This is a genomic window from Agrobacterium sp. YIC 4121 (assembly GCF_002008205.1).
Classification (GTDB): domain Bacteria; phylum Pseudomonadota; class Alphaproteobacteria; order Rhizobiales; family Rhizobiaceae; genus Agrobacterium; species Agrobacterium leguminum.
In genome coordinates this window covers 100,689-111,781 of record NZ_MRDI01000003.1, presented here as the reverse complement: position 1 = coordinate 111,781, position 11,093 = coordinate 100,689, and the positions used below count along the sequence as shown (strand labels likewise).

At 59.7% G+C, this 11,093-nt stretch carries 9 protein-coding genes; 5 read left to right on the top strand and 4 right to left on the bottom strand.

Annotated elements, in window-relative coordinates; genetic code table 11:
* The first annotated feature begins 144 nt into the window (after nt 1-144).
* Entirely contained in the window at nt 145-348 is a 204-nt protein-coding gene (locus BTE54_RS04710; protein WP_065655566.1) for a hypothetical protein, read from the top strand.
* 47 nt (nt 349-395) lie between these two features.
* On the opposite strand, the gene BTE54_RS04705 is transcribed toward BTE54_RS04710, so the two are convergent.
* Both BTE54_RS04705 and BTE54_RS04700 read right to left on the bottom strand, forming a co-directional pair.
* Nucleotides 396-1,241: an endonuclease/exonuclease/phosphatase family protein gene (locus BTE54_RS04705; RefSeq protein ID WP_078051654.1), complete on the bottom strand. Its 846-nt coding sequence runs from the start codon at nt 1,239-1,241 to the stop codon at nt 396-398.
* Between the two features lie 49 nt (nt 1,242-1,290).
* On the bottom strand, nt 1,291-2,751 hold the full coding sequence (locus BTE54_RS04700; RefSeq protein ID WP_078051653.1) for a phosphatidylserine/phosphatidylglycerophosphate/cardiolipin synthase family protein: 1,461 nt from the start codon (nt 2,749-2,751) through the stop codon (nt 1,291-1,293).
* Nucleotides 2,752-2,976: 225 nt separating this feature from the next.
* Here BTE54_RS04700 and pdxY point away from each other — a divergent pair, with 225 nt between their 5' ends.
* Nucleotides 2,977-3,852 carry a pyridoxal kinase PdxY gene (gene pdxY, locus BTE54_RS04695; protein ID WP_078051917.1) on the top strand — a complete coding sequence of 292 codons (876 nt, stop codon included), beginning with the start codon at nt 2,977-2,979 and terminating at the stop codon, nt 3,850-3,852.
* 175 nt (nt 3,853-4,027) lie between these two features.
* Nucleotides 4,028-4,669: a carbonic anhydrase gene (locus BTE54_RS04690; RefSeq protein ID WP_065655570.1), complete on the top strand. Its 642-nt coding sequence runs from the start codon at nt 4,028-4,030 to the stop codon at nt 4,667-4,669.
* Between the two features lie 177 nt (nt 4,670-4,846).
* Here BTE54_RS04690 and BTE54_RS04685 read toward each other — a convergent pair whose 3' ends face one another.
* Together BTE54_RS04685 and BTE54_RS04680 are read right to left on the bottom strand one after the other, a co-directional pair.
* Nucleotides 4,847-5,662, bottom strand: a complete 816-nt coding sequence (locus BTE54_RS04685) for a lytic transglycosylase domain-containing protein (protein WP_078051652.1) — start codon at nt 5,660-5,662, stop codon at nt 4,847-4,849.
* A gap of 222 nt (nt 5,663-5,884) precedes the next feature.
* Nucleotides 5,885-6,919 (bottom strand): aspartate-semialdehyde dehydrogenase, encoded by a 1,035-nt coding sequence (locus BTE54_RS04680; RefSeq protein WP_078051651.1) that lies wholly within the window; start codon nt 6,917-6,919, stop codon nt 5,885-5,887.
* A gap of 507 nt (nt 6,920-7,426) precedes the next feature.
* On the opposite strand from BTE54_RS04680, the gene BTE54_RS04670 reads away from it, so the two are divergent.
* Both BTE54_RS04670 and BTE54_RS04665 read left to right on the top strand, forming a co-directional pair.
* Complete coding sequence (locus BTE54_RS04670; RefSeq protein ID WP_174000018.1) at nt 7,427-9,310, top strand: MFS transporter; 1,884 nt, start codon at nt 7,427-7,429, stop codon at nt 9,308-9,310.
* A gap of 197 nt (nt 9,311-9,507) precedes the next feature.
* Nucleotides 9,508-11,082, top strand: a complete 1,575-nt coding sequence (locus BTE54_RS04665) for a Re/Si-specific NAD(P)(+) transhydrogenase subunit alpha (protein WP_078051650.1) — start codon at nt 9,508-9,510, stop codon at nt 11,080-11,082.
* Nucleotides 11,083-11,093 lie beyond the last annotated feature (11 nt).

Here is an 11,093-nt window from a genome sequence, read left to right as displayed (position 1 = left end):
GCCGCATCGGAGGCGTCAGAAATGCAATATATCCAGCCATATTGATGAACATCAAAAGAAACAATTCTATTTTATGCTTTGTATTTTGTGGTATTTTTGAAAGAACAGGGTGATTCGGACTAAATGATTTAGTTCAGGGGCGACATGATGGAGCAGGACTACGAAAACTGGGCAACGACTGTTGCCTATTCGATAGTGATGCATGAGGGTCTTGATCTCGCGCTTGCTGCGCAAAATCTCGACAGAGGCAAGACCAGAAATAATCGCGAGCGGCTGATGGAAGCCATTCGCACATCGTTGCTTGAAGCGCGCTCGCGCAGCCACATGACGGTGGCGCAACGGGTTTAATCCGGCCTTTTTGGCGCCTTTATGAGGCACACCATGACGCGACCGGATCAGGCCGGCAGCAGGTCGGTCCGCACTGCGGCCTTCAGCGGCAGATGATCCGAGGCGATGCGCGCCAGCGCGCTGTCATGCGCCTCCACCTGCTCGATCAGCCCTTCACGATTGGCGATGATCCTGTCGAGCGCCAGCACCGGCAGGTTGGACGGAAAACTCGGCACCGCCGGCGGCAAAGCGCCAAAAGCATCCCGGAACGTATTGAGCGACGACCCGTTGCCGAGACGCCATTCGTTCAGGTCTCCCATGAGAATGGTCGCGCATTCGTTGCGTGCTTCGAGAAGGCTGATCAACGCTTTCGCCTGCTGGGCGCGGGAATGTCTGAGAAGCCCGAAATGGGCGGCGATGACCCGCAGCGTGCCGCCCCGCTTTAGATCCAGCTCCACGACGAGCGCGCCGCGCGGCTCCAGCCCCGGCAATTTCAGCGTATGCACATCCCTGACCGCGCCTTCCTTGAACAGCACGACATTGCCGTGCCAGCCATGCGCCTTCACGCCGGCCTGCACGGGCACGGGAATGAGGCCGCTTTCCCGCTCCAGCCGCGCGAGATCGAGCAGACCGGTACGCTCGCCGAAACGGCTGTCCGCTTCCTGAAGGGCGATGATGTCAGCGCCGATTTCCTGAATGACGCGGCTGGTGCGATCGGGATCGAACTTGCGGTCGCGGCCGACACATTTATGCACATTGTAGGAGGCGATGACGGGGAAGGAATGATCTTTCGTCGCTGGCGCCGCATTCTGGCGCTGGCGGCGGTCGCGCAGCGACTGCATGACGAAGGCGGACAGGCTGGTGTTTTTCGTCAAAGCCGTTTTTTCATCATCCAGCAAACCGTTCTTTTTCACGCGTCGATGCCTCCGGTCTCGCGCAGCACCCTGCCGGGCGCACCGCACTCTAAAGATAAGGCGAAGCGAGCCACAGGACACGCTCCACAAAACGGACAACGAATGGCCGCGCATTCAGTTCGCTGAGCCGCACGGGCAAGGCGGTTGCCCGTGCATCCCGGATGCGCTCGCCGATTGTCGCGGCGAATTCCTCATCCATAACTTCGAGATCGATCTCAAAGTTCAACCGCAGCGAACGCGGATCGAGATTGGAAGAGCCAATGTAGCTCCAGCGCCCGTCGATCACCAGAAGCTTGGAGTGATTGAAAGCCCCCGTCGCCCGCCAGATGCGGCAGTAATTCCTCAACATCTGGTCGAATTGCGCCGTCATCGCCCTGTCCACAAGCACCAGATTGTTGCTTTTCGGCACGATGATATCCACCACAACTCCCCGCCTTGCTGCGGTTATGAGCGCCGAAATAAGCTCCCGATCAGGGAGAAAATAGGGCGACATGATGAGAATGGAGGAGCGCGCGACGGAAAACGCGCCCATCAGCATCTTGTGACTGGTCTCGATACTTTTATCCGGCCCGGAGGAGCAGACGCGGGCAACGATCTGCGAACCCGGCACACCATCGGGAATGGCGATATCCCACACCGGCGTGTCCAGCAGTTCCTTCGTCGTGAAACGCCAGTCCTCCGCCGCGATGGAGAAAAAATCCGATACGACCGGCCCGGTGATCTTGAAATGCGTATCGTGCGACTGGCTTTCGCCGCCGAATTCCTGGGTGAACCCCTCACGGATATTCATGCCGCCACTGAACGCGAAGCGCCCGTCCACCACGAGGATCTTGCGGTGGGTGCGCAGATTGGCATAGGGCAGCCGCAGCCCCATGATGACATTGCCGTTGAAGACGTCGCAGACGATGCCCTTTTCCCTGAGCGTCGGCAGGATGCTCGGCACCGAATAACGCGCGCCCACCGCATCCACCAGCACCCGCACCTCCACGCCGCGGAACTTCGCCCTTTCGAGCGCCGCGACAAAGCGGGCGCCGATCCGGTCATTGTCGAAAATATATGTTTCGAGAATGATCGACCGCTTCGCCTCGTCGATGGCCCCCAGCATGGCGGCATAGGCGGCATCCCCCGTCACCAGCGGCTCGATGCCGTTGCCTGTCGTCAGCGCATGGCGCGTCACCCGGTCGCCCAGCGTCTTCATCGCCTCGAAACGGCGTCCGAAGCGCGCAGCGATCATGTCGCCGCTCGCATCCAGACGCGCCACGCGATCCATGATCTCGTCCTGCATGAAGGACCGCTGCTGCGTGATGTTGGACCGGCGAATGCGGTTGATGCCGGCAATGGCATAGATGACCGCGCCGACGACGGGCGACAGCACGATGACGCCGACCCAACCGAGCGCGGAGCGGACCTCCTCCTTCGTCATCGTGGCATGCACGGCCGCCACGCTTCCCATCAAAATCGAGAGAACGGCAAGGATATGCGGCCAATAGGCAATGACGAGATCGAGCATGGTACAACTATAGAGTACTTCGGCAATCTCGCAATGACAGGCAGGCAGCGCTGGCAGAGACAAAGAACCTGACCGCGCCATGCTTTTGCGGGACAGACCCTTGCGGGATTAACGGTGGAAACCGGCCTTGCGATATGTCATGAGAGCGCATCTTGATCTTTGGGCAGTGGCAGGGCGAGGTGCACTTGCGGGCTTTCTGCCTTGTTTGAAAGCAAGAAGGCCGTGATGCAGGAAAATACACAGGGCGCCGTCATCGTCATTTCCAGCCATGTCATGCGTGGCTCCGTCGGCAATCGCGCTGCAGTCTTTGCGCTGGAGACCCTCGGTTATCCCGTCTGGGCGGTGCCCACCATCGTCATGCCGTGGCATCCCGGCCACGGCCCTTCCACCCGGATGCGCTTTCAGGACGACGATTTCGACAAGGCGATGACCGACCTCGAAAACGCCAAATGGATCGGCGAGGTCAAGGCTGTTCTGACCGGTTATTTCGGTAGTGCGGCGCAGGTTCGCTCCACCGCACGGCTGATCCGCAATCTGAAGGAAAAGAACCCGTCGCTGATTTACGCCTGCGATCCGGTCATGGGCGATCTGGGCGGGCTTTACATTCCGCTCGAGACCGCGGAAGCCATCCGCGATCACCTCATCCCGCTTGCCACTGTCGCCACGCCGAACCGTTATGAACTCGCCTGGATGAGCGGCGCGGAGCTCGAGACCAACAATGCCATCATGGATGCCGCGCTTGCGCTGGGCCCGCCGAAAATGCTGGTCACCTCGGCCGTGCCGATGATGACGGGCGGCACCGGCAATCTTTATCTCAGCGGCCGCCACGCGCTGCTTGCCGAACATCGTGCCATTGAGAATGCGCCGAACGGTCTCGGCGACCTGATGTCGGCGCTGTTCCTCGCCCGCCTGCTGGAAGGCATGGATGACGAAAAGGCGCTGCAGCTCGCGACCGCCAGCGTGTTCGAAATTCTGGCCCGCACCAAAAAACGCGAGATGAACGAACTGACGCTGGAGACGGACTCTTCCAGCCTCTCCACACCCATGGCGATGGTGCAGATGCGTCATCTCTTGCATCCTTCGCGCAGCAAGCGCAAATAGCGGCTAGAGCATTTCCAGGAAAAGTGGCCCTCGGTTTTCCGTCCGGAAATGCGACAAACAAGGAGTTGGAGCGATTTCGCGGTTCGAAGAAAAGCGAAAATGCTCCAAAGGATTGGTCTTCAACGCACCGAGTTCTTTTCTTGATCTCGGTCCAACCACAACGGTACTGCGATAGATGAAAGATTTTCCGGAAAACCTTCTCAACGGCTACAAGAACTTCATGAACGGTCGCTATGTCGACGAGCGCGAAAGATACCGCGTTCTGGCCGACACCGGACAGAAGCCGCAGACCCTGTTCATTGCCTGTTGTGACTCCCGCTCCGCGCCGGAAACCATTTTCGACTGCGGACCGGGAGAGCTTTTCGTCGTCCGCAACGTCGCCAACATGGTGCCGCCTTTCGAGCCCGATGGCCAGTACCACGCCACCTCGGCGGCTATCGAATATGCCGTACAGGTTCTGAAGGTGAAGGATATCGTCGTCATGGGCCACGGCCGCTGCGGCGGCATCCAGGCAGCGCTCGATCCCAATCTCGAGCCGCTGTCGCCCGGCGATTTCATCGGTAAATGGATGAACATGGTCAAGTCGGCCGCCTCGCAAATCCAGAGCAACGACGTGATGACAGCTTCCGAGCGGCAGACGGCGCTGGAACGCGTTTCCATCCGCAACTCCATCGCCAATCTGCGCGGCTTCCCTTTTGTGAAGGCGCAGGAGACGGCCGGTAAGGTGAAGCTGCACGGCGCATGGTTCGATATTTCGACCGGCGAATTGTGGGTGATGGACGGCAAGACGGGTGATTTCCGTCGCCCGGATCTGTGATTGGCAGGTAATAGCTACCGGCCAAATTCAACGCTCGTCACCCCGGACTAGATCCGGGGTCCAGCGCGATCAAGTCCTTGATCGCCAAAGACTCTTTCACGGCGCGGACGCGCCGTGACTGGATGCCGGATCAAGTCCGGCATGACGGAAGTGGGAATTCGCGCTTGGAAAGCAGCCTTATTGGCCGTCGATCGCCTTGCCGATGAAGGCAATCGCCTGCTGGTAGACGCTTGCGGCGTTCCAGCCCTGGATGGCGGCGTAGTTTGCCTGTCCCTGCTGATAACCCGCACCGCGCTGCCAGCCATGGCCGACGAGGAAGTTCGCGGTGGAAGCCAGCGCATCGGCGCGCGAACCGACGAGATCGATACGGCCGTCGCGGTCGAAATCCACGCCGTAACGCACGACGTTCAGCGGCAGGAACTGCGTCTGGCCGATTTCACCATGGGCCGCACCCTTGGCGTTGACGTTGAGCGAACCGCTGCCGACGAGCTTGAGGGCCGCGTAAAGCTGCTCGGTGAAATAATCCGAACGACGGCAATCGAAGGAGAGCGTCGCGACGGCGGAAAGCGTGTGCTGGTTGCCCATGAAGCCGCCAAAGCCGGTTTCCATGCCCCAGATGGCCAGAAGCGGACCGGCCGGCACGCCATAGGCGCGCTCGATGGAGGCGAAGAGAGCAGCATTGTTCTTCTTCATGGTCTTGCCGCGCGAAATGATCGTCTGACCGCCGCGCTTCTGCATGAATTGTTCGAAGGAGAGCTTGAAGCTGTGCTGGCCGCGGTCGGCGCGGATCGTCGCCTGGTTGTAGGAGACGCCGGAGAAAGCACGGTCGAGCACCGAGGCGCTGACGCCGCGGCCCGCCGCTTCCTGCTTGAAGGCGCCGACCCAGGCATCGAAGCCCGCCGAAGTGTTGCCGCATTGCGCAGCCATAACCGGCGTCGCTGCCAGAACCGAAACCATGGCCACACCAGCCAGAATTACCTTCATTGCCCGCATCAAAATCTGCCTTCGATATCCTTTGGGGAATTTTTCCCGAGAACCAAACCGTCAATACTGTATGATTCAGGTGCCAAAACTGTCTTTTGGCGGCCTAAATTGCCTTTCGGCAGCAAGGCCTGCAAATAAACTGGCCGTGATCGTCGCCAATTATGAAACCCGCCTGCCCCACACAGAACAGACGGGTTATACTTAACGAACCTTAAAAAATCGTATCGTGGATCAGGCAGCCGCCTTGCGGGGCTTGATGAAACCACGATTGATCAACAGTTCGGCGATCTGGACGGCGTTGAGAGCCGCACCCTTGCGCAGATTGTCGGAAACAACCCACAGGTTGAGGCCGTTTTCGACCGTCGCATCTTCGCGGATGCGCGAGATATAGGTCGCGTCCTCACCGGCGGATTCAACCGGGGTGATGTAGCCGCCGTTTTCGCGCTTGTCGATCACGAGGCAACCCGGCGCTTCGCGCAGGATGTCGCGCGCCTGATCGGCGGTGATCTCGTTTTCGAACTCGATATTGACCGATTCCGAATGGCCGATGAAGACCGGAACGCGCACGGCCGTGCAGGTTACCTTGATCTTCGGATCGAGCATCTTCTTGGTTTCGGCCAGAACCTTCCACTCTTCCTTGGTGTAGCCGTCTTCCATGAAGACGTCGATATGCGGAATGACGTTGAAGGCGATTCGCTTGGTGAACTTCTTGGTTTCGACCGGGTCGGCGACGAAGACGGCGCGGGTCTGCTGGAACAGCTCGTCCATGCCTTCCTTGCCGGCGCCGGAAACGGACTGGTAGGTGGAGACAACGACGCGCTTGATCTTGGCGAAGTCATGCAACGGCTTCAGCGCGACGACGAGCTGTGCCGTGGAGCAATTGGGGTTGGCGATGATGTTCTTCTTGGTGAAGCCCGCAACCGCATCGGCATTGACTTCCGGAACGATCAGCGGAACGTCCTGGTCGTAGCGCCATGCCGACGAATTATCGATGACGACGCAACCCTGCTGGCCGATCTTAGGCGACCACTTCTTGGACACATCGCCGCCGGCAGACATCAGGCAGATATCGGTATCGGAAAAATCGTAGTTCTCGAGGTTCGAGACCTTCAGCGTGCGGTCGCCATACGAGACTTCCGTACCCTGCGAACGGGCGGAAGCGAGCGGCACGATCTCATCGGCGGGAAAACCGCGTTCGGCCAGGATATTGAGCATTTCGCGACCGACGTTGCCGGTGGCGCCTGCAATTGCAACTTTGAAACCCATGATCAAGCTCTCTTTCTGTCTCTCCTCTTTTTGGTGAGGTGGGAACCCGCATCATATCGCGGCTTCCTCGATCCCCAGCCAAACCGGGGAGAGAGCGGTGGCCAGAGACGTCAGACGGTTTTAATCGTCGTTTTGGCCGTAATTCGGGTAGAATAAGAAAGGCGCGGATCATCGCCGGCGGATTGTGCCGGTCCTTCCATGACGAACATGTCTGCAACATGCATGTGCAAGGTGATGCTCCTTCTTCGCGAGAAGCTATTAGAAGGTTTCTCGGTTGTGTCAAGGAAAAAGGCGCGTTTGAGGCGTCTTGCGCAAGCCGTAAAATCGGCCTCGCGACATTTTCGGGACGCCTTGCATTAGACTAAAGTCATAATCCGAAAGCATCGCTCTTATTGCAGTTAATTTTCTGTCACTCTGACACTCCGCGCATTGCACCCTTATGGGGAGTCCGGAGGAGAGAGATGGGCTCCGCAATGCGCCAATTGGGACATCTGTGGAGGACAGACAATGGCAGATATTGCAGCCGTGAGCGGCGCCGCCCGTCCAATGACGGGTGAAGAGAAGAAGGTGATTTTCGCCTCTTCTCTCGGAACAGTCTTCGAATGGTACGATTTTTATCTGTACGGCTCGCTCGCGATCTATATCGGCGCGAACTTCTTCAGCCAATATCCGGAAACGACACGCAACATCTTTGCGCTGCTGGCCTTCGCCGCCGGCTTCCTCGTGCGCCCCTTCGGCGCGCTGGTATTCGGCCGTCTGGGCGACATTGTCGGCCGCAAATATACCTTCCTCATCACCATCCTCATCATGGGCGTTTCGACCTTCCTCGTCGGCGTCCTGCCCGGCGCATCGCAGATCGGCATTGCCGCTCCGATCATCCTGATCGTCCTGCGCATGCTGCAGGGTCTGGCGCTCGGCGGTGAATATGGCGGTGCTGCAACCTATGTTGCCGAGCATGCCCCCAATGGTCGCAGAGGTTATTACACCTCGTGGATCCAGACGACGGCGACGCTCGGCCTGTTCCTGTCGCTGGTGGTCATTCTCGGCGTGCAGTTCGCACTCGGCAAGGAAGCCTTCGCCGCCTGGGGCTGGCGCATTCCCTTCCTCGTCTCCGTTCTGCTGCTCGGCGTATCGGTCTGGATTCGTCTGAAAATGAACGAATCTCCGGCCTTCAAGAAAATGAAGGAGGAAGGCAAGACATCCAAGGCGCCGCTCAGCGAAGCCTTCGGCCAGTGGAAGAACGCCAAGATCGCGCTCATCGCGCTTGTCGGCGCCGTCATCGGCCAGGCCGTTGTCTGGTATACGGGCCAGTTCTACGCGCTGTTCTTCCTACAGAGCATCCTCAAGGTCGACGGCCAGTCCGCCAACATCATGGTGGCGGCAGCACTCATCCTCGGCACCAGCTTCTTCGTCATCTTCGGCTGGCTTTCCGACAAGATCGGCCGCAAGCCGATCATCATGGCCGGTCTCATCCTTGCCATGCTGACCTACTTCCCGCTGTTCAAGGCACTGACATGGGCCGGCAACCCGGCGCTGGCGCAAGCCCAGTCCACCGTTCGCGCCACCGTGACCGCAGCCCCCGGCGACTGCAAGTTCCAGTTCAACCCGACCGGCACGGCGAAGTTCACCACATCCTGCGATATCGCCACCTCGTTCCTGACGCGCAACTCCGTTCCCTATGACGTGGTTGCGGGCACAGCCGGCCAGCCGGCCACCGTGAAGATCGGCGATGCCACCATCACCAGCTACGACGCCGTTGCCGCCGGTGCGGATGCGGCAGCCAAGGACAAGGCCTTCCAGAAGCAGGTCAACATGGCGCTTCACGATGGCGGCTACCCGCTGGTGCGCGGCGCGGCGCAGGTGCCGGACGCGAAACTGGATGCCTTCATTGCCGCAAATCCGGAGCTTAACCTCAATGCGGAGGCCGTTCGCGCTGCCGACAAGAAGATGGTCCCGACGGACAAGCTGGTGGCGGACAAGCTGCTGACACCGGCAGAAACCGCAGGTGCGGCGGAAATGGCCGTCTACACCGTAGCCGGCGGCGGCACCTTCTCCATGGTGGCCGATCCGGCCGCCGTGAACTGGGTCGTCATCATCGCGGTCCTGACCGTCCTCGTCATCTACGTAACGATGGTCTATGGCCCGATCGCGGCCCTGCTGGTCGAACTGTTCCCGACCCGCATCCGCTACTCCGGCATGTCGCTGCCATACCACATCGGTAACGGCTGGTTCGGCGGCCTTCTGCCCGCCACCGCCTTTGCGATGAGCGCGGCGAAGGGCGACATCTATTACGGCCTCTGGTACCCGATCATCTTCGCGGGCATCACGCTGGTCGTCGGCCTGCTGTTCCTGCCGGAAACCAAGGATCGCGATATCCACGCCATGGATTGAGCCATACCCTGTTTGACATTTTCGGAACCCGGCGCTGGAGCGCCGGGTTCTTTTATTGCGCGGTGGGTCCGCATATCGAACAAGACTGTCGCAGCGGGCTGTCATTCCGTCGCAGGCAAGACAAAATCAATATGGAGACAAAGCCCCCCTGAATAGGCTATGACCCCCCTATATTATCAGGCAGAGGGAGAGCCATTTTGAGAATCGGGACACCTAAGGAATTATATGAGGGCGAGGCGCGCGTCGGCATGACGCCCGACAGCGCCCAGGCATTGCAGAAACTCGGATATGATTGCATTCTTGAAACCGGTGCAGGCAAGGCGGCGGGTTTTTCCGACGACGCCTATCGCGCAGCCGGTGTGACGATCGTCGACAGCGCCGATGCGCTTTACGCCGGCTCCGACATCATCGCCAAGGTTCGTCCGCCGGAAACGTCGGAGATTGATCGCCTGTCTTCGGACAAGACGCTGATCTCGTTCTTCTATCCCGCTCAGAACAAGGACCTTCTGGAGCAGGCGAAGGAAAAGGGCGCAAGTGTCATCGCCATGGACATGGTGCCGCGCATTTCCCGTGCCCAGAAGATGGACGCCCTGTCCTCCATGGCCAATATCGCCGGTTATCGCGCGGTCATCGAGGCCGGCAATAATTTCGGCCGCTTCTTCACCGGTCAGGTCACCGCCGCCGGCAAGGTGCCGCCCGCCAAGGTGCTGGTCATCGGCGCAGGCGTCGCCGGTCTTGCCGCCATCGGCACGGCCACATCGCTCGGCGCCATCACTTATGCCTTCGACGTTCGCCCGGAAGTGGCCGAACAGATCGAATCCATGGGCGCGCAATTCGTCTATCTCGATTTCGCCGACCAGCAGCAGGATGGCGCGGCCACCGGCGGTTATGCCGCCCCCTCCTCGCCGGAATTCCGCGAAAAGCAGCTCGAAAAATTCCGCGAACTCGCGCCGCAGATCGATATCGTCATTACCACGGCGCTCATTCCGGGCCGCGACGCCCCGAAACTGTGGCTCGCCGACATGGTGGCGATGATGAAGCCGGGTTCGGTCATCGTCGACCTGGCCGCCGAACGCGGCGGCAATTGCGACCTCACGGTTCCCGACAGCCGTGTCGTCTCAGAGAATGGCGTCATCGTCATCGGCTACACGGATTTCCCGAGCCGTATGGCCACACAGGCCTCGACGCTCTATTCCACCAACATCCGCCACATGATGACCGATCTGACGCCCGCAAAGGACGGCAAGCCGGTTCACAACATGGAAGACGACGTCATCCGCGGTGCGACGGTCACCTATCAGGGTGAAATTACCTTCCCCCCGCCGCCGCCGAAAATTCAGGCGATTGCCGCGCAGAAGCCGAAGGAAAGAGCAAAAGAACTCACGCCTGAGGAAAAGCACGCCAAGGAACACGCGGACTTCAAGGCGCAGACGAAAAGCCAGGTCGGCCTGCTCGCCGTCGGTACGGCGATCCTGCTTCTGGTGGGCGCTTTCGCACCGGCAAGCTTCATGAGCCACTTTATCGTTTTCGTGCTGGCCTGCTTCGTCGGTTTCCAGGTCATCTGGAATGTCAGCCATTCGCTGCACACGCCGCTGATGGCGGTGACGAACGCGATTTCCGGCATCGTCATCATCGGCGCATTGCTGCAGATCGGTTCCGGCGACTGGCTGGTGGTGATCCTCGCCTCGCTTTCCGTCCTGATCGCGACGATCAACATCGTCGGCGGTTTCCTCGTGACACGGCGCATGCTCGCCATGTTCCAGAAGTCCTGAGCCGTGTAGGG

Excerpts from the sequence above, each read along its gene's own strand:
- pdxY (WP_078051917.1), top strand. The coding sequence starts at position 2,977 with ATGCAGGAAAATACACAGGGCGCCGTCATCGTCATTTCCAGCCATGTC.
- BTE54_RS04670 (WP_174000018.1), top strand. The coding sequence starts at position 7,427 with ATGGCAGATATTGCAGCCGTGAGCGGCGCCGCCCGTCCAATGACGGGT.
- BTE54_RS04690 (WP_065655570.1), top strand. The coding sequence starts at position 4,028 with ATGAAAGATTTTCCGGAAAACCTTCTCAACGGCTACAAGAACTTCATG.
- BTE54_RS04700 (WP_078051653.1), bottom strand. The coding sequence starts at position 2,751 with ATGCTCGATCTCGTCATTGCCTATTGGCCGCATATCCTTGCCGTTCTC.
- BTE54_RS04710 (WP_065655566.1), top strand. The coding sequence starts at position 145 with ATGATGGAGCAGGACTACGAAAACTGGGCAACGACTGTTGCCTATTCG.
- BTE54_RS04685 (WP_078051652.1), bottom strand. The coding sequence starts at position 5,662 with ATGCGGGCAATGAAGGTAATTCTGGCTGGTGTGGCCATGGTTTCGGTT.
- BTE54_RS04680 (WP_078051651.1), bottom strand. The coding sequence starts at position 6,919 with ATGGGTTTCAAAGTTGCAATTGCAGGCGCCACCGGCAACGTCGGTCGC.